Raw genomic sequence first — 23747 nt, 5'->3', positions numbered from 1 at the left:
CTGACAACCTGAGCGGAGAACAATCACATGGGCGTTTTTGATTCATGGTTCGAGAAGTCGGCGCGCGGCGTCGCGCAGCACAGTTCGCGGCGCAGCGCGATGGCGAAGCTCGGCCGCGTGCTGGTCGGCTCGGCGATGCTGCCGCTGCTGCCCGTCGATCGCACGGCGTATGCAGCCGATGCAGCCTCGGCAGCATCGGGCGCTTCAGGCGCTGCGGCAACGGGCGCCAGCGACGATCCGATGAGCTGCGATTACTGGAAGTATTGCGCGATCGACGGCTGGCTCTGCAGCTGCTGCGGCGGCACGTCGAGCAGTTGCCCGCCGGGCACGACGCCTTCGCCGATTACGTGGATCGGCACCTGCCGCAATCCGCACGACGGCACCGACTACATCGTCTCGTACAACGACTGCTGCGGCAAAACCTCGTGCGGCAAGTGCTTCTGCAACCGCAACGAACGCGAGAAGCCGCTCTACAAGCTGTCGCTCGACAACGACATCAACTGGTGCATGGCGAACGGCAATTCGAACTATCACTGTTCGGTTTCGGTCCTGCTCGGAGCAGCAAAGCAATGAAAGTGAATCACGCTGGAAAAATCGCGGCCGCCTGCCTTGCGGCGGCTGCGTCGTTGACGATGCCGGGCGTCTCGTTCGCGCAGAACGTGCACTACCCCGCCGGCAAGAGCATGTTCGACGCACAGTGCGCGGTGTGCCATCAGGCAGGCGGCAAGGGCCAGGATGGACTCGCGCCGCCGCTCACCGAGTACCCGGGCAAGTACTCGACGACGGCGCCTGGCCGCGCGCAACTGACGTCGACCGTGGTGCACGGCATGTTCGGCGAGATCACGGTCCACGACAAGAGCTACAACTTCAAGATGCCGAGCTTCGCAAGCGCAAGCGACGAAGACCTGGCGCAGGTGTTGAACTACGTCGTGTTCGATCTGAACGCGCAGCACGGCGACGCGAAGCCGTTCACGGCTGCCGACATCAAGGCGGCACGCGCGCAGACGATGGACAGCGCAGCCGTCCACGCGCAACGCGCCGTCGTCACGAAGGGACTCGGCCTATGAACGCCGCCCGCGTGTCTCGTGCCGGCGACCGCGTGTCCACGCTGCAGCCCGCGCGCGGCGCGCGCGCGGCTTCAGCGGTGGCATTCTGGATCGACGCAGCGCGGCGCATGTCGATGTTGCTCATCGCGTGCGCCGCGACTTACGTGCCGCCCTCCCCTGCCAATGCGCAAAGCAGCGCCGACGCGTCGCTCGCGCAGCAGCATTGGGTGCTCAACTGCATGGGCTGTCACACGGCAACGGGCGGCGGCATAGCAGGCAAGGTGCCGCCGCTCGCGCACTCGCTTGGCTATTTCGAACATCTGCCCGCTGGACGCGAGTACGTGATGCGCGTGCCTGGCGCATCGAATTCGGCGCTCTCCGATCAGGAACTGGCCGACGTGCTGAACTGGCTGCTCACGACGAAGAACCCCGAAGCGCTGCCGAAAGACTTCAAGCCCTACACAGCGGCTGAAGTCTCCGCACACCGCCGCCCCGCTTACTCCGATGTCGCGACCGTGCGCGCCCGACTGATCCGCGATCTGCACGAGCGCGGCATCAAGGGTGTCGCGGACCGCTACTGAACACCCCCAATCAAAGGAATCGAACATGGAGACGAACAACACCTTCCCGCTGCTCGCCGCAACGCAAGCATTCATCGCGAAGCCGAAGAAGATGCTGATCGGCGCGGAGTGGACGGAAGCATCGTCAGGCCGCACGATCGACGTCGTGAATCCCGCCGACGGCAGCGTGCTCACGCGCGTGCCCGAAGCGAACGAGCATGAAGTGCAGCAAGCCGTCGCCGCCGCACGCCGCGCATTCGATGCCGGCCCGTGGCGCACGATGAAAACCACTGACCGCGAACGTCTGCTGCTGAAGCTCGCCGATCTCGTCGAAGCGAACGCGCGCGAGCTGGCGGAAATCGAATCGCTCGACAACGGCAAACCGGTGATGGTCGCGCAAGGTCTCGACGTGTCGATGGCCGCGCAGTGCTTCCGCTACATGGCCGGCTGGGCGACGAAGATCGAAGGCAGCGTGATCGATGCGGGCATGCCGTACATGCCGGATAGCGAAATATTCTCGTACACGCGCAAGGAACCCGTCGGCGTGGTCGCCGCGATCATCCCGTGGAATTTCCCGCTGCTGATGGCCGCATGGAAACTCGCGCCCGCGCTCGCGACGGGCTGCACCGTCGTGCTGAAACCCGCCGAAGATACACCGCTTACCGCGCTGCGCCTTGGCGAACTGATCCGCGAGGCAGGCTATCCGGAAGGCGTCGTCAACATCGTCACGGGTTACGGGCATACGGCGGGCGCGGCGCTGTCGCGCGATCCGCGCATCGACAAGATCGCCTTCACGGGCTCGACGCAGACGGGCAAGCTGATCGGCCATGCGGCGCTCGACAACATGACGCGCATGTCGCTCGAACTCGGCGGCAAGTCGCCTGTGATCGTGCTGCCCGACGTCGATATCGACAAGGCTGCGCAAGGCGTCGCAAACGCGATCTTCTTCAACTCGGGCCAGGTGTGCACGGCGGGCTCGCGCGTCTATATCCACAGCAAGGTGTTCGACAAGGTGATCGACGGCGTCGCGCAGATCGCCAAGAGCCTGAAAGTCGGCGCAGGCATGGACCCGTCGACGCTGATTGGCCCGCTCGTCTCCGCGAAACAGCGCGAGCGCGTGTGCGGCTACATCGATTCGGGCTTCGCTGAAGGCGCGCGCGCCGCTGCGGGCGGCAAGATCATCGACAAGCCGGGCTTCTTCGTCGAGCCGACTGTGATGGTCGACACGAACCACACGATGCGCGTGGTGCGCGAAGAGATCTTCGGGCCGGTGCTGGTCGCGATGCCTTTCGACGATATCGACAGCGCCGTGCAGCTTGCCAACGACACCCCGTATGGTCTCGGCGCGAGCATCTGGTCGAACGACATGTCGGCCGTTCACAAGCTGATTCCGCGCATCGCGGCGGGCACGGTGTGGGTCAATTGCCACTCGCTGCTCGACAACGCGCTGCCGTTCGGCGGCATGAAGCAATCGGGCTTTGGCCGCGAGCTGGGACGCGCTGTCATCGAACAGTACACGGAAAGCAAGTCCGTGATGATCAATTACGCGTAAGCGTTCGCTCGCTGCCTTGCCGAAGCACGTTTAGCTTTGGGTTTCACGCATCGGCAAGGCGGCGGATCGCACGCTCACGAAGCAGACGGATAAGACAAAGGGGAAAGTGACATGACACATCGGACGACGCCGCGCGCAATCGCGGCGGCGGTGGCCGCGCTCGCCGGCGCAATGGCTGCGATCGCCGCGCCCGGCATCGCGCATGCGGAGAGCAGCATCACGCTATACGGCGATGTCGACGCGGGCATCACATACACGAACAACCAGCAGTTCACGCATGCGGATGGCAGTGTCGGCGGCGGACACAATTTTCAGTTCACGGGCGGCAATTCTGCGCCTTCGCGTTTTGGGTTGACTGGGAGTGAAGATCTTGGCGGCGGCACGTCGGTGGTCTTCAAGCTCGAGAACAGCTTCTTTACGGGGAGCGGCAGTTTCGTGCAGGGCGGCACGCTCTTCAATCAGAACGCGTGGGTTGGGCTGACCAATGAGCAATACGGCACGCTGACGTTTGGCCGCCAATTCGACTCGTACACGAATGCGCTCGCGCCGTATGCTTCGAGCAATGCGTGGGCTACGTTGTATGGCTCGCATATCGGCGACGTCGATAATCTTAACGCCGCGCTTAATCTGAACAATGCAGTGCAGTATGTGAGTCCTACGATTGCGGGCTTTTCTGTGAGCGGCACGTATTCGCTGGGCGGCGTTGCGGGTGATTTTTCGCAGAAGCGCGGCTGGGCTGTTTCAGCGAGCTATAACAACGCGCCGTTCTCGTTCGGCGTCGGTTATCTCGATCTGAACAATCCGCTCGATGCTGCGTTGGGTGGTGAGCAGGGTTATATCGGCGATTTCGCGTGTTCGAATCCGACTGCGATGTATTGCGAGTTGCAGAATGCGCATTCGTTGAAGGCAGTTGGTGTTGGCGGTTCGTACGCGTTCGGACCGGCAACTTTCGGCCTCGTTTATACCCACACGAAGCTCGACGATAGCCAGTATTTTGCGAGCGCCACACTACCGCAAGGCGCGGATGTGCGATTCGATATCGTTGAGGTGAATGCGACTTATGCGTTGTCGCCTGCCTTTACGCTTGGGGCCGCGTATATCTATAACTCAATGAAGACCGATGTCAGCGGGTCGCCGAAATTTCATCAGGTCAACCTTGGGGCCACGTATAGTTTGTCCAAACGGACGACGTTGTATGCGGTTGGGATTTTCCAGAAAGCCGCTGGCAGTGGGATTGGGACTGATCCCGTCACAGGACAGAGTGTGAATTATGCGCAGATTCCTAATCTGCCGAATTCCACTACGGATAAGCAGGTGTCTGTGACTGTTGGGCTGAAGCACAATTTCTGAGTTTTTTTTGTAGTCGGTGGCGCGGGGGTGGTTTGCTGGTGTTTGCGCTGGCATCGGCGTTATGGTGGTCTGCCTGTGGTTGCGCTGGCATCCGCGATTTGCCTTCGTGCTTCACGCGTCGCCCCTGTGCGGGCGGCACCTACTTTTCTTTGCCGCCGCAAAGAAAAGTAGGCAAAAGAAAGCGGCTCACACCGCCAACATTTCTTCCTGCCTGAGGGCCCTCCAAGGGTCTTACGCTTCACACGGCAACGTCCTTGTTCGCGCGTGTTGCCAACGCTTCGAATGAACGCCTCACCCGCTTCGAATACCCGTGCACGGGCAAGCGGCAGCGAATGGTATGTGCCGCCCAGGTGGCAAACTGTGTGTAGGCCGTAGCGCCACACACGCCTCACTTCGGCCCCGATAGTGCACGCGTTCCACCTTGTAAGAGCCAGCCCTTTCAAGGTCTTTGCGCTGCAAACCTGGTAACCTGGCGAGATGTTAAGGAACGACGGGTACGAAGGGATGTTCGACGAGGTGATGAAGCGTTTCGAGCAGCAGGCACCGGTATGCGTGATGGCACGCCTGGCACTGCAGAGAGCCATCGCGCCGCAATGGATCGACGAGGTGTTCGCCGAGCACCGGCAGCGGCAATATCCACGTGAATTGCTGTTCTCGACGGTGGTTGAACTGATGACGCTGGTGTCGCTGGGACTGAGTCCGTCGCTGCACGCTGCAGCGACACAGACGAAGCCCCTGCCGGTGTCGCTGGCCGCGCTCTACGAGAAGGTCAACCGCACCGAACCCGCGATCCTGCGTGCCCTGGTACAGGGCAGCGCACAGCGTCTGGGGCCGGTGCTGGCGGCGTTGCGCGAGCAGCGTGGCGCGGCGTTGCCGGGGCACGCGCTGGTGGTCTACGAGCCGGATCTGGGTCTGGTCACAGATCTGGTCGCCATCGAGGATGCGCACGCGCAGGAGCGCTCGGCCATGGCCCCGCTGATTGAATGTGCCGGCGCGGGCGAATTGTGGCTGGCTGACCGGAACTTCTGCACCGGGACCATCCTGCAGGGCTGGCATCAGGCACAGGCCTGCTTCATCGTGCGCGAACACGGCCGCAACAGCCCGGCTCTTGCCAGCAGTGGGCCATGGGTGGACGGTGCACGTATCGAGACAGGTCAGGTGCGAGAGCAACGCATTGACCTGAAGGCTGGCTTCGTCTGGCGTCGCATCGAGCTGACGCTGGACAAGCCGACTGATGCAGGCGATACCGTGATTCTGTTGTGGAGCAACCTGCCTGCCGCGGTGGGCGCACACGAGATTGCCCGGCTGTACCGCAAGCGCTGGCGTATCGAGGGCATGTTCCAGCGACTCGAGTCGGTCCTGCACAGCGAGATCCGCACCTTGGGTCATCCACGTGCCGCGCTGCTGGGCTTTACCGTCGCGGTGCTGGCGTACAACGTGCTGGCCACGCTCAAGCGCAGTGTTGAAGCTGCGCATGCTGCCGCCGATGAAACAGGTGCAGCGCCGCCGGACGTCTCGACGTACTACCTCGCCGTGCAGATTCGCAGCCAGTATGAGGGCATGCTCATCGCGCTGCCGCCAAATGAATGGTCGCACTGGAGCGATGCCACGCCCGACGTGATTGCCGGCAAACTGCTCGAGCTGGCCCGCTGCGTCGACCCGATTCAGGTGCGCACACGCACGCGTGGCCCCAAGACCCGCAAACCCGCACCCTATGTCGAAGGTGCGGTAGCCCGCGCCCATCACAGTACCGCTCGCCTGCTTAAACGCGCCAAAGGCGGGACATCTTGATCAAGACCTTGAAAGGGCTGCCTGTAAGAGCGCCACGCTATACGACGCGACTACCTACACACAGTTTGCCACCTGGGCGGCTGTGGAATGTCTGGCACGGCATGATGCAGCGCGGGTGCGTGAAGCGGGTGAGGCGTATCGCAAGAGCGTTGGCAACGAACATGGGTCACGTGATTGCCATGTGAAGCGTAAGACCCTGTGGGGGCCCTCAGGCAAACACAAGAACTGGCGGTGTTAGTCGCTTTCTTTTGCCTACTTTTCTTTGCGGCGGCAAAGAAAAGTAGGTGCCGCCCCGCACAGGGGCGACGCGTGAAGCCAGATAACAAAACGCGGATGCCAGCGCAAAGGCCAAAACAACCGAGCCGGATGCCAGCACAAACACAGGCAAACCACCCCAACTGCACTGCAAAGGCAAAAAACCAAACCAGTGCCTACCGCATCAACTCATCAAAACTCACAAGCAGCCGCTCAATATTGGCAGAATGAATATCGCCCATAGTGGAAATCCGGAAAAGCTCTTTAGACAGCCCCCCCTGCCCGGCATAAATAACAAAGCCGCGCGCTTTAAGCGCATCATGCAACCGCTCATAAGAAACGCCGTCCGGCAACTTATAAGCCCGCAACACTACAGAAGACTCATCCGCCGACAGAGCACTCCCAATCCCACGCGCCAAAAGCCCCTCACGAGCCTGCTCGGCCAGAGCCATATACCGCGCATGCCGCGCCCGCCACCCCCCTTCCTCATCAAGCTCGCGCAGCGCCTCCACAAGCGCATAGTAAGCATGAACAGAAGGCGTAAACGGCGTATTCCGCTGATCCTGCAAACTGGCAAGCCGCACAAGCCCGAGGTAATAAGTCCGGCTCGCAGCAACCGCCAAAGCATCCCGCCGCACGATAACAAAAGCGGCACCCGGCACGCCATGCAGACACTTATTCGCCGTCGCCGCAACAGCCACAATCGTGCCTTCAGCGAAGTCGATCTCTTCAGCGCCAAAGCTGCTCACACCATCAACCAGCATCTTCGCATTGCGCTCGCGGCAAACCGCTGCCAGCGCCTTGAGATCGTTCAGACGCCCGGTCGTCGTCTCATGGTGAATCACAGCAACATGCGTAATCGCCTGATCGGCATCGAGCGCAGCCGCGATACGCGCGAGATCAGGCGCCTGCATCCACTCATGCTTCACGACGCTATGCGCAATGCGATACTGCGCCGCAATCTGCGAAATACGCTCGCCGTACACACCATTCTCGACGATCAGCAACTTGCCGTTCTCCGGCACGAGCGCCGCAATCATGCTTTCGACAGCCGCCGTCCCCGAGCCCGTCATCAGCACGGCGCTCCATTGCGCGGGATCGAGATCGTACAGCTTGACCAGACGCGCGCGTGCTTCGTCCTGCAAGTCGAAAAACTCGCTCTCGCGATGACACAAGTCCGTTTGCAGCAGGCTATTTCGCACGCGCTCGGTCAGCGTGACGGGGCCTGGATTCATTAGCAGCATCAACGTGCTCCTTCGTTCGTACCGGCGGTGGCAATGTGGCGCATCAGGCGCGTCTTCACATCGGGCGGCGTAATGGTTGGGCGCGGCAAGCCGTCGGGCGTGCCACGGCGAATCGCGACGCGCACGAAGCGCGGGCCGTCAAGCAGCGGCGACGCGAACAGTTCGTCGATCAACCCCACGTCGTCGCCTTCGACAGCGGACGCATAGCCGCACGCCGCCGCTACACCCGCGAACGACACCTGCGGCGAGACCGTCGACTGACCACCCGTCGAATCGTGCGCGCCATTGTCGAGCAGAATGTGCGTGAGATTCGACGGACCATACGCGCCCAGCGTCGCAAACACGCCCATGCGCATCAGCGCCGCGCCGTCGCCGTCGAGCGCGACAACATGCAGGTCCGGCCGTGTCAGTGCGAGGCCCAGCGCGAACGGCGTAATACAGCCCATCGAGCCGACCATGTACAACTGGTTCGGCCGGTCGTCGATTGCGTAAAGCTCGCGGCCGCAAAAACCAGTCGATGCCAGCACGACCGTCGAGTTCACCGGCGTATGCGCAATCACGCGCTGCAAGGCTTCGTTACGCGTGGGCAAGGCGTCGGCAGCGACCGCACGCGAAACATCACGCGCAGCACGCTCTTCGCGCTTTGTCGCGCGGCCCGAGTCCTTCAGTTCGTACGGCGCAACGCTGCCCTTCTGCATCACGAGCGCATACGGGCGGCCCGTCGCGTCCATGTGCGCAATCGCGCGGTCCAGCGCGGGGCCGATCGCTTCCGGTTCCGTCGGGAACGTCTCCCACGGAATCTCCATCGTGTCGAGCATCGCCGGCGTAATGGGTCCCATCAATTGATGCTGCGGCTCGTCCGCGACGCCAGGCTGGCCGCGCCACGTAACGATCAGCAGTTGCGGCAAACGGAACGTCCAGGTCAGCGACGTCAGCGGACTCACTGCATTGCCGAGGCCCGAGTTCTGCATCATCGTCACGCCTCGACGACCATGCTGCGCGCCGAGCGTCACGCCCGCGATGAACGCAACGGCATCGCCTTCGTTAGCCGCCGATACGTAATGCAGCTTCGAATCCTGCAGCACGTAGTTGATGAACGGCGTCAGATACGAGCACGGCACGCCCGCATACCAGTCGAAGCCGCGCTCGCGCGCCGCCTCGACAAACTGTGCTGCCTCGATCATTGCGCCGCGCCTCCCGCTGCCTCGCTCTTCGCGAGCGGCGTTGCTTCGTGCGCGAAGTCGCCCGCACGACGGAAGTCTTCGAGGTCGTTCACACCACGCCAGTGGCCATGCACGTATTGCACTTCGATTTCTTCACCGGCTTCGATCAGCGCGTTCAACAGCGCAGGCATGTCGAGCGAATCGAAATCGGGGCGCGCGCGCAGCGTGTTCATCACGGCTTGCAGACGCTCGCGGCCCGCGCCCCGAACGTTCAGCAGACCGATCCAGCGGCCATTCGGCACTTCGCCCTTCACGTCGGCTTCGTTGTTCGCCACACGGCGCAGCAGCACCTTGTTGCCGAACAGGCCGCGATCGTCGGCGGCCGAGCACCACGCGAAATCGCGCACGCTCTGGTTCGTCGCGCCCGCTTCGGCAACCGTCGTCGAATCGACGACCACGCTGAACGGCGCTTCGCTATCCACCAGATCGCGCACGATGTAGCTGCGGAACAGCAGGTCGCCGTACGAGATCACCGTGTCGTTCTGCAAGCCGTCGACGGCGCACGCGAGCGACGCCAGTTCACCCGTTTGCTCGTGACGCTCGTTGACCACGAGCTTGATACCCGCCGTGTCGATCGCGTCGGCGCGATAGCCGCCCACCACCGTGATGTCGTTGACGCCCTGCTTCTTGAACGCGTCGACGAGCCAGCGCAGCAGCGGCTTGCCCGCGATGGGCAGCATGACCTTCGGACGGTCCGTCGTCACGGCTTCGAGGCCCTTGCCGCGGCTCGCGGCGAGCACGACAGCCGATCCCGCCACGCGCGAGGACGACAGATAGCGCTCTTCCGCTACCGAGTACTCGTCGGCATCCTGCAAACGAAAGATCTCGTTGACAGTCGCAATGCGGTCTTCGACATTGACGAGCGTCTGGCTTTCGTAGATTTCCTTAACGACAGCCTGCATCGCGGAAGTCGCCGCGCGAATCTGATGGTTCGCCCAGATCACCGTGCTGATGCCCGCCTTGCGGAACACTTCCGTCGGCGTGCTGTAGTACTTGGTCGGCACGATCACGAGCGGCCCGCGACCCGCCCATTCACGCGCGAATTCGAGAATCTCATCGGGGCGCGACAGCTTGCTGTGAATCAGGATCGCGTCCGCGCCCGCCTGGCGATACGCTTCGGCGCGCTTCAGCGCTTCGTCCATGCCCCAGCCGGCGATCAACGCTTCGACGCGCGCGACGATCGAGAAATGCTCGTCCGTCTGCGAGTCCTTGCCCGCCTTGATCTTGCCGCAGAACTCGTCGATATCGGCGAGCGGCTGCGCTTCGCCCCTGATGAAGCTGTTCGTCTTCGGGAACACCTTGTCTTCGATGCAGACGCCCGCAATGCCGCGCTGCTCCAACTTGCGCACGAGGCGGCGCACGTTGTTGAAGTTGCCGTAGCCGGTGTCGCCATCGAGCAGAATGGGCAGATCGCTCGCGTCAGCCATAAATTCGAGCGTATCGACAACTTGCGTCCAGCTCGCTTCGTTGTTGTCGCGCACGCCGTATTGCGCCGAGATCGCGAGGCCCGAGCCCCAGATGCCCTTGAAGCCGGCTTCGCGCGCAATGCGTGCGGACATGCCGTTGTGCGCTTCCATCAAAAATTCCAGCTCGTTGCTGGTGAGCATCTGGCGCAGTCGTGCGCTGCGCGACAGAGTAGAAACAAAAGAGGGTTCGCGTGCGTTCATTGTTTGGCTCCTAGGTCGGCCCGAGTTAGCGCTTCAGCGCTTCTTGTAAAGCCGGCCGCTGCAGTTGCGGCAAGACTTCTTTAGTTGCTCGCGCAACGTCGTTGGGAAAATCGATTTCAATCCAGGGCAGGCCGGTGACATCGGCCGTATCGAATGCGTGGCTGCGTTCGAGCAGCAGGTCGCGCACGGCCTCTTCATGCGGCAGGTTCGCGCGGCCGCTATCGACATAGCCCGCCACGATCTCCGCGAAGCGCCGCGCAGCGGCCTCGGTGAAACGGAAAAAGCCGACCGATTCGCCGACCGTGTCGTAGTCGAGGCCGACGGCCAGTTGTTTGCGCAACTCGATGGGCACGCCCTGTTTCAGGCACAGCTTGACGGGTTCGTCGCCCGCTTCGAAGTCGCGGTCGATCAGCAGGCGATTCGCGTGCGCGCCGGCTACGAGCGCGGCCAGCATGCGCTCGTCGTACAGCACGTCGGCGTCCATCAGCAGCACGTCTCCGCCACGCGTGAGGGCATCGGCGACGGTGTGCACGGTCAGCACGCTGCCCAGATCGAAACGCGGATTGAGCTTGATCTCGGGCACCTTGCGGCCGGCGCGCGTCAGTTCGGCTTCGACCTGTTCCGGCTGGAAGCCGAGCGCGAGGACGACCTCATCGACGCCGACGGCTTCGAGCATCTGCAGATGGCGCTCCAGCAGCGTGACGCCGTCAAAGCGCAACAGACATTTTGGAAACTGCTCCCCCGGCGGTTGCTGGAGTCGCAAGCCGAGGCCTGCGGCAAGAATGATTGCTCGCATTCGATTTCCAGGGAAAGGATTAATGGTTTATTGACTCTTTTAATCTGGCATTCGAAATGGCTTCCGCGCTGCGCGCGAAGGCGTCCCGGCGAGCCAAAAATGGCGACTATATCGGAATTGAGAACGGATTGCAGATCAGCCGCGCCGCTTTTGGCAATTGATGGAATTAGTTTGAAAAATGTGGTGATTTTGATTGAAAAGGACGCAGATCCGCCTGATTCGGACGATGAAACGGTATGCTGCTTTTTCAGTTAATGGGAGGCACGGGTTTTATGAGCAAAGCAGCGGGCCGGTCTGTGACCATCGCGCCGGACAAACATCAGGCGCACCGATCGAAAGGCCAGAGGTATTTCAATTCGCTCGTCAAGCAGATAGAGAACCGGCGTGGCTGGCTCGCGCAGTGGGAAGCCTTTACGCCCATTTTCCAGAAGCGGTATGTCGATGAGCTGCTCCCGCTGAAGCAGGCTTCGATGGATGCGCAGGTCAAACTCGTTCACCGCCTCGACGCGTTGCATGGCGACAAAAATTTCAATGCCATCGAGCGCCGCATGATTTCGCAACTGATCCTCGAGCTGACGCAACAGTTGATCGGCGCGCACGGCGACCCCATGCTGAAGCCGATTCACGACCGGCATGCCGACACGGCGTACGACAGGCAAGCCGAGGTCGACATGGAAGGCATGAAAGTGATGATGCAGGAGATGCTCGGCGCCGAATTCGTTGACGACCTCGACACGAGTTCGCCAGAAGAGTTCTTGAAGCACGCGTCGGAGAAATTCGAGAAACTGCGTGACGAGGCAGACGCGAGAGCGCAGGCACGCGAAGAGCGCCGCGCAAAACGCAAAAAGACGCCGAAGCAGCTTGCCGCCGAAGCGCGCAAGGAAGCGGCGCAGGCAGAGATCAGCCAGTCGGTGCGCGAGGTCTATCGCAAGCTGGCGAGCGCGCTGCATCCCGATCGCGAACCCGACGCTGAAGAACGCACCCGCAAAACCGCGCTGATGCAGCGGGTCAACGAGGCGTACGCGAAACGCAATCTTCTGCAATTGCTCGAGTTGCAACTGGAACTCGAACATATCGATCAGAAAACCATCGACGGCCTCAGCGAAGCAAGACTCAACCACTACAACAGTGTGTTGAGAGAGCAATTGGGTGAACTGGACCGCGAACTCTCGGACATAGGCGACCGGTTCCGAGGAACTTACGGCTTTCCGTACGGCCCGCTCACGATACCTGAACGCGCCATGCAGGATCTCGACGCAGAACTCGAACACCGTCAGCATATGGTGCGCGAAATCGAAAAAGATCTGCACACGTTCGACGACATCAAGAAAACGAAAACCTGGTTGAAAGCGCTCAAACGCGACCGGCCCTTCTGATCCCACGCAACGCCTGCCTCATGCCGGGCGCGCTCGCGCCCGTCCTCTCGTCATACCAATACACGCCGTGCTCATTAGGGGTTTCCCCGCCTGCTGCAACCGTTTGCGGCGGCCGTAAACCCTGTCAGGCATCGCCTGTATCTGCCGCCATCGATCCCGCAAAAAACCGAAGACCGCCACACGCAACCCCCAGCCGCTGCAAGCCAAACACACCATGACCCTGAACAAGAAACTCGCCTCGATGATCGCGATCCTGTGGATCGGCCTCGTTCTCATCGGCGCGTTCGGCGCGTGGCAAAGCCGCTCGTCGATGATCGCCGACCGCCGCGATCAGCTGACATCGCTCGTCGAGCAGGCCAATTCGATCGTCAACCGCTACTACACGCTGTCGCAGCAGCACGCGATGAGCGAAGCCGACGCGAAGAAGCAGGCGCTCGACACGCTGTCCGCACTGCGTTACGGTACCGACGGTTATCTGTCCGTCAACGATTCGCAGCCCGTCATGCTGATGCATCCGTTCAAGCCGGCGCTGGTCGGCAAGAACCTGTCGGGCTTCACGGACCCGGCGGGCAACCATCTGTTCGTCGATATCGTCAACGCGGCGAACCAGGGCAAAGGCGGTTTCGTCGATTACCTGTGGTCGAAGCCGGGCAGCGACACGCCCGTCCCGAAGACCAGCTACGCGACGCGCTTCACACCGTGGGACTGGGTGCTCGTCACCGGCATGTACATGGACGACGTGCAAAAAGCCTTCTACGTCGATCTCGGGCGCTGGCTCGTCATCACCTTCGTGCTGGGCGGCATCGCGACGCTCGTGATGGTGCTCGTGCTGCGCAGCGTGAAGCGCACGCTCGGCGGCGACCTCGAAGTGGCTGTCGAAGCGACCCAGCGGATCGCGCGCGGCGATCTCGCGACACCCGTGCCGCTCGCGCACAACGACCGCGCGAGCCTTCTGCACGCACTGCACACGATGCAACGAGGACTCGTCGATACCGTCTCGCGCGTGCGCGCCGGCACCGAGAACATCAACGTGGGCGCCAGCGAAATCGCCGCGGGCAACACCGATCTGTCGCAACGCACGGAAGAACAGGCGGCCGCGCTGGTGCAGACGGCGTCGAGCATGGACGAGATGACGTCGAACGTGAAGCAGAACGCCGAAAGCGCCGCGACAGCCGCCGGGCTCGCGAGCGAAGCCGCCGATATCGCGAAGCGCGGCAGCCGGGTGGTCGACGACGTGGTCCGCACGATGGGCGACATCACGAGCAGCTCGAAGCAGATCGGCGACATCATCGGCGTGATCGACGGCATCGCGTTCCAGACGAACATCCTCGCGCTTAATGCCGCCGTCGAAGCGGCCCGCGCGGGCGAACAGGGCCGCGGCTTCGCGGTCGTCGCAGCGGAAGTGCGCAGTCTCGCGCAGCGCTCGGCAACGGCGGCGAAGGAAATCAAGGCGTTGATCGAAACGTCGACGGGCAGCGTCGAGGAAGGCGCAGCGCTTGTCGCGAACGCCGGTTCGACGATGGGCGAGATCGTCGCCTCCGTGCGCCGCGTAAACGAGATTCTCGAGGAAATCAGCCATGCGTCGCGCGAGCAGAGCGCGGGCATCGAGCAGGTGAACCGCGCCGTCGGCGAAATGGATCAGGTCACGCAGCAGAACGCGGCGCTCGTCGAGCAGGCAGCCGCCGCCGCGCACTCGCTGAAAGACCAGGTCGGCGGACTGCGCGAGGCGATTTCGAGCTTCTCGCTGCCCGCCTGATCGCGCTGCTCCGCGCGGCAAACAATAAAAAGAAGGCGCTCATCGAGCGCCTCGTTAACACGCCGCGTCGGAGACGACGCATCAGTTGAACGGGCGACGGCGATGGCTTTTTCAATGCGGCCCTGCGGGCTGCGTGCGCCGGGCCACATTCGGCACAGTGACTGAACGCCGCCCGCGACGCAAAAACCTCGCGCGAAGCTCGCGCCGAGATTACGTTTTTATTACAATCTGATCCACGTTCACTGTGGACCGGTTGTTAGAACGGCCGGCTTCGCCCTCATGATCCGCAAGAAAAATAACGATCCGTACGCGCCCGTCGCGAAGAATCCCGTTCTCGTCGCGCGTCTGCCGATGTGGCGCTCGAAGCTGATCGTGATCCTCGTGTTCGCGGCGTTCGCGGCTCTGATCGGCCGCGCGTTCTGGGTGCAGATCGTCAATCAGGACTTCTACGTCGAACAGGGGCAAAAGCGCTATCAGCGCACCATCGAGCTCGACGCGACGCGCGGGCGCATCGTCGACTGCAATGGCGCGATGCTGGCCGTCAGTCTCGCCACTTACGAAATCTGGGCATCCCCGAAGCTGCTCGACGAAGCGGCTCATCCGCCACTGGCGAAGCTCCTCGACATGCCGCTTGCCGAACTCACGCACCGCGTATCCGGCGACAAGAGCTTCGTGCTGCTCAAGCGCCAGGTCGATGCGGAAACGGCCACGCATATCGACAAGCTCAATCTCGCGGGCATCACGCGCATTGCGGATTCGAAGCGCTTTTATCCCGAGGGCGAATCGGCGGCGCACGTGGTCGGCTTCACCGACATCGAGGACAACGGCCAGGAAGGCATCGAGCTCGCCGCCAACGACCTGCTCACGGGCGAACCGGGTGAGCGCGAGGTGATCCGCGACCGGCTGGGCCGCGTAGTATCGGACACGCGCCCGCTCACGCCGGCGCAACACGGCGCGACCGTGCATCTGACCGTCGACCGCCGCATCCAGCAGCTTGCCTATGCGCAACTCAAGGCGGCCGTTGCGAAGCACAGCGCGCAGGCGGGCAGCGTCGTCGTGCTCGACGCGCGCAACGGCGAGATTCTCGCGCTCGCGAACTATCCGAGCTTCGACCCGAACGACCGCTCGCGGCTCACGGGCCGCCAGTTGCGCAACCGTGCGGTCGTCGATACGTTCGAGCCAGGCTCGACGATCAAGCCGCTGGTGGTCGCGCTGTCGCTCGATCGCGGTCTGGTGCGGCCCGGCACGATGATCGACACGGCGCCCGGCTGGTACAAGATCGGCCCGAGCGTGATCCACGACACGTCGAACCACGGACGCATGACGATTGCGGAGGCTTTGCAGAAGTCGAGCAATATCGCGCTCGCCAAGCTCGCGCTGAACCTGCCCGCCGAAACCATCTGGAACAAGTATCAGGAGTACGGACTGGGCCGCGCACCGGATCTGACGTTTCCGGGCGTCGCGGCTGGCCGCGTGCGTCCGTTCGCGCGCTGGCGGCCCATCGAGCAGGCGACGATGGCCTACGGCTACGGCCTGTCGGCGTCGCTGCTGCAGATCGCGCAGGTGTACACGGCCTACGCGGGCGACGGCACGCTGCATCCCGCTGCGCTGCTGATCGACCCCACGCGCGCCGCTTCGGACGGTCAGCGCGTGACGACGCCGGCCACGGCCGCCGCAATCCGCTCGATGCTCGAAATGGCGACGAGCGAAGGCGGCACGGGGCGCGCGGCGAATGTCGACGGTTATCGGATTGGCGGCAAGACGGGCACGGCGCGCAAGCAGGTCGGCGCGGGGTATGCGAAGGGCCGCTACCGGTCGCTGTTCGTCGGCATGGCGCCGATGAGCGATCCGCGCCTGGTCGTTGCCGTGATGATCGACGATCCTGCGGGACGCGCGTTCTATGGCGGCACGGTGGCGGGTCCCGTATTCAGCGCGGTGACGGGCGGCTCGTTGCAACTGCTCGGCGTGCCGCCCGATGCGCCTGTGAAGACACCTGCTTCGGAAGTGGCCCACGCGCCCGGCGTGTAGCGCGGCAACTCATGAGCTGCGCTTTGCCAGCGCATGCAGATCGCGCGCGACGTCGTCCAGCACCGGCTGCCATTGCGCGAACTGCCGCTGTCGATACAGCGTGGCGGTTGGATACCACGGACTGTCGCGTCTGTCGATCATCCACGTCCAGTACGGATTCACGTCGAGCAACACCCACGTCCGCTGACCGAGCGCACCCGCCAGATGTGCCGCCGACGTGCACACGCTGATCACCAGATCCAGTTCGCTGACGAACGCGGCCGTATCGTCGAAGCTGCGCCATTCGTGCGTGAAGTCGTGCATCGGAAGGCCGGATGCACGAGCCGCTTCGACGTCGGCCATTGCACTGGGCTGCAGCGAATAAAACGCCACGCTGTCGATCTCGCGAAACGCCTGCGCATAGCGCTCCGCACCGACGCGCCGGAAGCGGTTGCGTCCGTGATTCAGGCTGCCCGTCCACGCAAGCCCGACCTTCAGGCGCTTTTCGTTGGCGAGACGCGCCCGCCATGCGTCGCGCAAATCCGCGTCCGCGCGCAGGTACGGCACCACGGGCGGAATCGATTCGATGCGCGTGCCCAGCATCAGCGGCGCGCTGACGAGCGACAATTCGAAGTCGAACGGCGGCAGTGCTTCGACTTCACGCGCGGCGGAATACGCGTCGACATGTTCGCCGAAACTGCGCGGCAACAGCGCGCCCATCTGCGCAAACGAATTCCACACGATACGTCCGCCCTCGCGATGCACACGCTGCGCGAGCAGCGGCATGAAGCGGCAAAACTGCAGCACGTCGCCCATGCCCTGCTCGCCCCCCACACGAGCAAGGTCTTGCCCTTGAGCGATTCGCCGCGCCACTGCGGCTTGCCGAACTGGGGACGCCCGTTCGTCAGCATGCTGGCGGGATCGTTCCAGCGCGCTTCGTGAGCGGGCCAGCCTTCGGCGTAGTTGCCGCGCAGCAGATGCAGCACGCCAAGCCCCGTGCGCAGCGATGCGTTGTCGGGCGCGAGTTCACATGCTGTCGCCGCATGCGTCAGCGCGTCGTCCCAACGTTGCGCTTCCTTTAGCGCCTGCGCGAGATTGCTATGCGCGACGGCGCTGTTCGGATCGATCTCGACCGCGCGACTCGCGGCCGCAAGCGCACCGTCGAGATCGAAGCAGGCGCGCCGCGCGCCCATCAGGTGGATCCACAGTGCGAAGTCCGATGGGTCCGCCGCGACGGCTGCTTCGAGCAATTGCCGCTCTTCTTCGGAACTGCCGCCCGTGCGGTTCAGCGCAATCGCGAGGTTCTTGCGCAATTGCGGGAACGCGGGCTCGATTGCAAGCGCGTGGCGATACGGCGCAAGCGCATCGCGATGCCGGTTCGCCATCTGCAGCGCGTAGCCGAGACGCACGCTCGCTGCCGCGCTGTGCGGTTCGAGTTGCGCGGCCGTTTCGACGAGCGCAATGGCTTGCGCGATGTCTTGCTGTTCGAGCAGTTCAAGCATCAACCGGTCGATCGACGCGCTATCCGTCGGGTACAGATAAGACGCCGCTTCGAGCCACAACGCATGCGCGCGCACATCGCCTTCGGACTGCGCAGCGAACGCACGGCGAAGGAAGCTCAGGAACGGATCGAAGGTTGGCGGCATATAAGCGAAGTGAGGAGTTGAACGATGCATTGCGTCGACACGCGCCAGGCGCGCCGAGTCAGACATTCTCTGGCTAACGGCGCGGCGTGTCGTAAAGAATCGTCAAGTGGTGAGCAATCGCGACTGATGGATGCGCCGTGCGCGGTCGTTCACGCTTCGTTTAAAGCCATCGCGATCGGTTGAATCGAAAGGAATGCACTACCGCAAAACCATCGCATCGCCACCGCATTGGCGCGGACGGATTCAAAACACTCCAACCTAGGTGACAGCATAGGGAGCCACGTAGAACAGAACGACAAGAACAGTGCCAATGCAAAATGCGGACGTCCATCGTCGCGTTGTCCAGCGCCGGTAAGCGGTCGCATTAAGGGCCGCAAAAACAATACCGGGTCCGAGCAGCACACTCGTAAGAACAAAAAGCGTGTGAACTCGCGGGCTGCAATGCTCCATGTCAGAGCAGCCAGATACTAGTGCGTTTGTATGCGTCCAAGTGATATGACTGAACGCGTAAAGCAGGAACCATGTCAACAGCAGCCCCCACACAAGCCCCAGTATCGCGACAGACAGCCGCTTCACTGTACCTCCCAGAATAGAATTTGCCTGGATTTCCCGAGGTCCGAGTATATGTTGTCGCTACGTCCTCGAAGCCACGATAGTGGATTGGGAATACTGGGCACCCCGACACGAAAGCGTAGAAACGATTCCGCCGAAGGGGTCAGGGTATCTCTATTCCACAAATCGATGTGCCCCCGCTCAGGTCGTTTTGCGAATCACCCTCCTGCCGCCAATAGCCGTAGAAAAAGATAATTCCTGTGCGCAGCTTGATCTTGCTCTGCCAGTCCGGGCCGGTAATATTCTCTGCGGCTGAAACGCCGGCAAACGGCCGATTTTGAAGCCATTCTGCCAATTCATAGGCGCGTGTGGCAGTCGCTTTGCCGTCGATCAGGATGCGACCCAAGGTTGGCTTACCCGGCATCGGCTTGACAAGCTTCTGTGAGAATGACTTCATGTCGCTGCCGATGCGATGAAATACTTCGCTCATGCGAATAGCGCACTGATTGCCATAGTCGCCGCTCGGATCGTCGTATGGATTACCCGTGGGATAAGAAATCCACAGCTCTTGAAACGTCAATACCCTCAATTGGACTTCCTTGATGGAACCCGGCGTCGGATTTGTCCTGATAACGGATCTTTGATTTGGCATTATTCCGTTCCTCCCTGATAAAAGCGCGGCGTTGCCGTGCCGATGAACTCATAGAACAGCCCCATTGGCGTTCCGTACCAACAGGGCGAGCATTCGGTGCCAATTGGCATGGCCGCTTTGCTGCCGGGAGCAGCGGCCCCGAGTTCAGTTTCGAGGTGACCGGATACGCACGTAGAGCAAGACCCGCAAGCGATGCGCGTGCCTCGCGTTGCAACAAGCAACGCCGTTTCGGAGTAGCGCTTTTCTGACATGAGTTCGTCTCCCAAGAATCGGACAGTCACTGAAGCAGTGACTCTCATGAGCGTAACCAGCGTCCCACCCAATTCTGTAAAAAGACGTCACGCCTGACCATGCGTTGTGGGGCAGCATGCATCGCTTTGCCAACGAGTTGTCGCATCGCGTTTAAGGCCATCCCATCGATCCCTTGCCCAACCCGATCCCACCCCGTTTGCCCTCTGTTTTAAACGGCAATCGCATCTAAAGTCGCGTCCTACCCCGCCGATATTCCAGCAGAGGCAAGCGCCTCGCCCGTTGCTCCAGCGTTCCCGTAGTCAGCCTCGCCTTGTGCGTCGACCTCGCGAGTCCGCTTCACGCACATCACCGACCGACACACCGGCGCGCCCGGAAAGGAACCTGCGATGGGCAGCCAGCGCACGACATCGACAGCGGCATATCTCGCAACATGGACGCTCGCCCTGTCGCTCGCGGCATGCGGCGGAGGCGGCGGCAGCGCGCCCGTGTCGAACACGGCCAAAGGCACGCCAACCGCGAGCAGTCCGTCGAACGTCGCCGCCGACGGCAAGCTGCACGCCGCCTGCCAGGCCTGTTCGGCCGCCGACGATTCCACTTACTCCGGCAGCTGCGCGGGCATCTGGCAGGCGATCAACCCCAGCGCATCGGCGCTCGACGTGCCCGTCAGCATCAAGGGCCTTTCCGGGCAGAACGTAACGCTCGTCTTCACGAACGAAAGCACGAGCACGCAAACCATGTCGTCGATTGCGCTGAGCGCGAACAGGTCGGCGTCGATCATGCGCGCGCAATCGCAAGTCGCTGCATCTCCCGTGACCAGCGAAAGCCCTACGCTCGCCGCCATCCGCGACTTCAACTATCAGGGCTGGACGTCGCTCGCGACGAACCAGGTCGCCGCCATCGCTCGCTATTCGACGAACGGCGCGACGACGACGAGCTATCGGATCGGCGACACGCGCACGTTCAACTACGCCGACAACTCGCCGCGCACGACGACGCTCGCGCAGACGGCAACCACGTCCGACGGCACCGTCGTCAACCTGTGGGTCGAATCAGGCGAACTCGGCGCGACGAAGATCTCGCCGCAGATCGTCACTTCGTTGATTACGCAGGACGCGCAGGCGGGCGGGATCTACCACATGCTGGTGCGTGTCGGCGGCCCACTGTATGGCCCGAATAGCCAGTCGAGCCTGATCGACGGCACGCATCAGCCGATCGATCTCGTCGTGATGAACTTCGACAACAACGGGCAGCCGTACGGCCTGCTCGGTTACTTCTGGGCGCTCAACGACTTCAAGAAAGGCGCAGGCGAACTCGCGTACAGCAACGAATCGATCTCGCTCTATCTCGACTCCGAAACGCTCTATCTGGGCGGCACGTATGGCATGAACCAGATGCTGACGACGATGGTGCACGAGAGCATGCACATGCAGAACTTCTATCGCCGCTCGGTGCAGATGGGCGCGCAATACGCATTCGAGCCCTGGCTCGAAGAGATGTCGGCGATGATGATGGAAGACTGGGCAAGCGGCACGATCGTGCCCGGCTACAACACGATCCGCGACGCGCGCTTCGTCACGTATATGACGTATGCGGGCCACGGCAGCTACAACTGCGGTCTGACGACGTGGACGCCCTACAGCACGGATTGCGAAAGCTATGCGGTGAACGGCTCGTTTGGCGGCTATCTGAACCGGCGGTTCGGGATGTCGTTCTATCAGCCGCTGCTGACCAACAAGAACCACACCGCTTCAATCGATATCCTCAACGAAGTGATCGGCAATGCGCAGGCAGGCGCTACCGCGCCGTCGATGCTGCGCGATTTCGCGGCGGCCGCAAGTGGGCTGGTTCCGTTGTCGACGAATGTCGCGGGCTTCTCGTTGCCCGCGCGCAGCGAGAACTGCTTTACGCTGCCCGCGATCGATCCTACTTCGCTCTACAACGGCGTCACGCGCGATCTGCCGGGCGCCGTGCCCGCGACGCTCGCCGTGCCCGGCACGTTCCCCGTCGTGCGTTCGCGCGTGAGCGGCACGTATAGCGAGGCCGTGCGCGTGCCCGTGGGCGCGACGCTGTCGGTTGTGGTCGACTGAAGTGCGTGCTTCAATGCAGTGCGTCCATCACAAGGTGCGGCCGTGATCGTCAAAACGAAACATCGCGCTATGCGCGCTCGCGCTGATACAAGCGGCCTGCGCCGCGCCGCTGCAAAGCGGCGACGCCGTCGATCTGTCGGGGCGGCTCCCGCTGCGCGGCAACGAGCCGTTCATCTATCCCGTCGTCTACGATGCCCGCGGCGTATTCGAACTCGAAGGCATCACGCGCGAAGACGCGCTGTCGCTGCAGAACCAGCAGGTGACTGTGCACGGCACGATCACGCGCGCCGATTCGCAGGGCGTCCGCTTGCCTGCTGTGCATGTCGAATCGGTGCGAACGGGGCAGCCCGCGAACGGGTCTTCAGTTCCCGCTGCGCAGTGATCTTCTCAAGGCGGATGCGGTGCAACACCGCGATACCTGTCAATAACTTCACTAATGCCGCCTTGCACCCGACTGTTACGGCGAGCAGCAACACTGATGGGTTGGTCCCGGCGAGCCACGTTGACTAAACGCCAGTCACGGGGCTATGTGTCTTAAGTCTCGTTTAATACTTGCCTGTGATGATGCGGCTCGACATCCCCTGTTGTGCCGCTTGCGTACCGGCGGCGTTTTTTTATCCACCAGTGGGGCCTCCCCGACAGGAGACACACGATGGTTGAAGACACGGTGTTCGAACATTTACGCGCGCTGCACGGCAATGCGCAGACGCTGACCATCCGCAGCTGCACCGTTTCGCCGCCGATGCAGCACCCGTGGGGCCGGTCGTTCCGGCTCGTCGAATGGACCTTCAGGCACGACGTTGAATCCTTCCGGCGCGTCGTGCCTGCCGAGAGCACGCCTCGTCAGATTGCCGAAGCCGTGATGTCGCACGTGCCGGGGCGGCGCTTCTGCCAGCCTGGCGGATAGCTTGCGCGCCGCACAGCGCAAGCCGTTCGATACGCTTGCCGCGGGCGCTGGACGCCGGGTTGCCGTTTTTCATCACGCAGTCCTCCACGCAGACATCGCCGGCCCTGTTTTGGCGGGCGGAAACACATTCCACGACCCATCGTCGTGACGGAAAAAGAAGATCGACAGCAGCCCGTTGGGGCGCGCCGCCTCGACGCACACGCAGCGGCGATGCATCTGGGTGCGGCAGAAGCGCACCACGCGCGCGGGCATCGCGGGTGTCGGTGCAAGCCATTTGTCGACGGCCCAGTGCAGTGTTTTTCCGGTCGGGCTCATGATGGTCTCCTTCGCTTTGCTGACTGCTTTTACGGCACTAAACGTTTCGAACTTCAATCGTCGCTGTTCAATTGCGACGCTCATACTGCGTTAACAACGGAGCGGCCGATTTTCATCCGGTTACCGACAAAAGCGCTGGCGAGGCACAGCAGCGCGTGCATGCCGGTGCGCGGATGCGTAAGGCATGCATGGACCTGTTCGCTGCGGCTTTCGCCGAGCAGGCACCACGCGCAGAAGTGCTCGCAGTTGTTCGTCAGCAGGCGATAGTGGTTTTCGCCGAGGCGCGAACGGGCGCGCAGCACGGTTTGTTCGGCGGTGTACTTCGGGAACGGATGCGGGCGCACGGCGACGGCATGACCGTCGGCGAAGGCTTCGAGCGCCACTTCTTCGACGGGGCCGCGATGCGCGGACTTCGCGAAACCTGCGTAGTGAATGACCTTGCCGCCACCGACGTAAATGCCGTGATGTTCGTAGCCGCGGCGTTGGGTGATCAGATGGGCACCGAGGGCGGGTTCGTCGCTGGAACCGTCGAGCACCACATCCGCCGATGCGTAAGCAGCCGCACGGTTTGCACCTTGTTCATTGCGAGATTGTTGGAGGTTGCGGTTCATGGCTTTGCTCTGGTATCCGATTCAAAGGGCCAACACTGTTGCTGGCTCTTTCGCATCATTCGGACCAGGCTATATAAGCCATTGATTTATAGCGATATTTCA

At 62.3% G+C, this 23747-nt stretch carries 18 protein-coding genes and 2 pseudogenes; 11 read left to right on the top strand and 9 right to left on the bottom strand.

Annotation, left to right across the window (positions count from 1 at the left end; genetic code table 11):
- Positions 1-27: 27 nt before the first annotated feature.
- The 6 genes from H1204_RS29440 to H1204_RS29415 all read left to right on the top strand — a co-directional run bounded on the left by H1204_RS29440 (position 28) and on the right by H1204_RS29415 (position 6299).
- Positions 28-573 (top strand): methylamine dehydrogenase light chain, encoded by a 546-nt coding sequence (locus H1204_RS29440; protein WP_180731961.1) that lies wholly within the window; start codon positions 28-30, stop codon positions 571-573.
- Positions 570-1067: a cytochrome c gene (locus tag H1204_RS29435; RefSeq protein ID WP_180731960.1), complete on the top strand. Its 498-nt coding sequence runs from the start codon at positions 570-572 to the stop codon at positions 1065-1067. The genes H1204_RS29440 and H1204_RS29435 overlap by 4 nt, the downstream gene beginning before the upstream one ends.
- Positions 1064-1627: a cytochrome c gene (locus tag H1204_RS29430; protein ID WP_180731959.1), complete on the top strand. Its 564-nt coding sequence runs from the start codon at positions 1064-1066 to the stop codon at positions 1625-1627. Before H1204_RS29435 ends, H1204_RS29430 begins: the two co-directional genes overlap by 4 nt.
- Before the next feature lie 25 nt (positions 1628-1652).
- A complete protein-coding gene (locus H1204_RS29425) occupies positions 1653-3158 on the top strand; it encodes an aldehyde dehydrogenase family protein (RefSeq protein ID WP_180731958.1) in 1506 nt (501 codons plus the stop codon).
- A 111-nt stretch (positions 3159-3269) separates the two neighbouring features.
- Entirely contained in the window at positions 3270-4508 is a 1239-nt protein-coding gene (locus H1204_RS29420; protein ID WP_180731957.1) for a porin, read from the top strand.
- 555 nt (positions 4509-5063) lie between these two features.
- Positions 5064-6299, top strand: coding sequence for a transposase (locus H1204_RS29415; RefSeq protein ID WP_180733337.1), 1236 nt, complete (start codon positions 5064-5066; stop codon positions 6297-6299).
- Between the two features lie 431 nt (positions 6300-6730).
- Here the strand turns inward: H1204_RS29415 and H1204_RS29410 are convergent, their stop codons facing one another.
- The 4 genes from H1204_RS29410 to H1204_RS29395 are packed head-to-tail and all read right to left on the bottom strand — an operon-like array spanning position 6731 to position 11484.
- On the bottom strand, positions 6731-7798 hold the full coding sequence (locus H1204_RS29410) for a 2-aminoethylphosphonate aminotransferase (protein ID WP_180731956.1): 1068 nt from the start codon (positions 7796-7798) through the stop codon (positions 6731-6733).
- A complete protein-coding gene (gene aepY / locus H1204_RS29405) occupies positions 7798-8982 on the bottom strand; it encodes a phosphonopyruvate decarboxylase (protein ID WP_180731955.1) in 1185 nt (394 codons plus the stop codon). Before aepY ends, H1204_RS29410 begins: the two co-directional genes overlap by 1 nt.
- On the bottom strand, positions 8979-10688 hold the full coding sequence (gene aepX, locus H1204_RS29400; RefSeq protein ID WP_180731954.1) for a phosphoenolpyruvate mutase: 1710 nt from the start codon (positions 10686-10688) through the stop codon (positions 8979-8981). The genes aepY and aepX overlap by 4 nt, the downstream gene beginning before the upstream one ends.
- A gap of 25 nt (positions 10689-10713) precedes the next feature.
- Positions 10714-11484 carry a phosphocholine cytidylyltransferase family protein gene (locus H1204_RS29395; RefSeq protein WP_180731953.1) on the bottom strand — a complete coding sequence of 257 codons (771 nt, stop codon included), beginning with the start codon at positions 11482-11484 and terminating at the stop codon, positions 10714-10716.
- Positions 11485-11756: 272 nt separating this feature from the next.
- Here H1204_RS29395 and H1204_RS29390 point away from each other — a divergent pair, with 272 nt between their 5' ends.
- The 3 genes from H1204_RS29390 to H1204_RS29380 all read left to right on the top strand — a co-directional run bounded on the left by H1204_RS29390 (position 11757) and on the right by H1204_RS29380 (position 16644).
- Positions 11757-12860, top strand: coding sequence for a J domain-containing protein (locus H1204_RS29390; protein ID WP_180731952.1), 1104 nt, complete (start codon positions 11757-11759; stop codon positions 12858-12860).
- 214 nt (positions 12861-13074) lie between these two features.
- The gene (locus H1204_RS29385; RefSeq protein ID WP_180731951.1) at positions 13075-14616 is read left to right on the top strand and encodes a methyl-accepting chemotaxis protein; all 1542 of its coding nucleotides are present in this window, start codon (positions 13075-13077) and stop codon (positions 14614-14616) included.
- A 279-nt stretch (positions 14617-14895) separates the two neighbouring features.
- On the top strand, positions 14896-16644 hold the full coding sequence (locus H1204_RS29380) for a penicillin-binding protein 2 (protein ID WP_180731950.1): 1749 nt from the start codon (positions 14896-14898) through the stop codon (positions 16642-16644).
- Positions 16645-16653: 9 nt separating this feature from the next.
- Here H1204_RS29380 and H1204_RS29375 read toward each other — a convergent pair.
- Together H1204_RS29375 and H1204_RS29370 are read right to left on the bottom strand one after the other, a co-directional pair.
- Positions 16654-18269: pseudogene (locus H1204_RS29375) on the bottom strand (hypothetical protein).
- Between the two features lie 572 nt (positions 18270-18841).
- Positions 18842-19473, bottom strand: a pseudogene (locus H1204_RS29370) (type VI secretion system amidase effector protein Tae4).
- A 638-nt stretch (positions 19474-20111) separates the two neighbouring features.
- On the opposite strand from H1204_RS29370, the gene H1204_RS29365 reads away from it, so the two are divergent.
- A complete protein-coding gene (locus H1204_RS29365; RefSeq protein WP_180731949.1) occupies positions 20112-21812 on the top strand; it encodes a hemagglutinin in 1701 nt (566 codons plus the stop codon).
- Between the two features lie 67 nt (positions 21813-21879).
- On the opposite strand, the gene H1204_RS29360 is transcribed toward H1204_RS29365, so the two are convergent.
- Positions 21880-22134: a hypothetical protein gene (locus tag H1204_RS29360; protein WP_180731948.1), complete on the bottom strand. Its 255-nt coding sequence runs from the start codon at positions 22132-22134 to the stop codon at positions 21880-21882.
- 330 nt (positions 22135-22464) lie between these two features.
- On the opposite strand from H1204_RS29360, the gene H1204_RS29355 reads away from it, so the two are divergent.
- On the top strand, positions 22465-22719 hold the full coding sequence (locus H1204_RS29355; protein WP_007581331.1) for a DUF2866 domain-containing protein: 255 nt from the start codon (positions 22465-22467) through the stop codon (positions 22717-22719).
- 72 nt (positions 22720-22791) lie between these two features.
- On the opposite strand, the gene H1204_RS29350 is transcribed toward H1204_RS29355, so the two are convergent.
- Both H1204_RS29350 and H1204_RS29345 read right to left on the bottom strand, forming a co-directional pair.
- Positions 22792-23034, bottom strand: coding sequence for a hypothetical protein (locus H1204_RS29350; protein WP_180731947.1), 243 nt, complete (start codon positions 23032-23034; stop codon positions 22792-22794).
- Positions 23035-23114: 80 nt separating this feature from the next.
- The gene (locus tag H1204_RS29345; RefSeq protein ID WP_042315226.1) at positions 23115-23645 is read right to left on the bottom strand and encodes a lecithin retinol acyltransferase family protein; all 531 of its coding nucleotides are present in this window, start codon (positions 23643-23645) and stop codon (positions 23115-23117) included.
- Between the last annotated feature and the right edge of the window lie 102 nt (positions 23646-23747).

This window comes from Paraburkholderia sp. PGU19 (assembly GCF_013426915.1).
In the GTDB taxonomy this organism is placed as follows: Bacteria; Pseudomonadota; Gammaproteobacteria; order Burkholderiales; family Burkholderiaceae; genus Paraburkholderia.
Note: the sequence above shows the minus strand (reverse complement) of the source record. Positions and strands in the feature narration are given on the sequence as shown.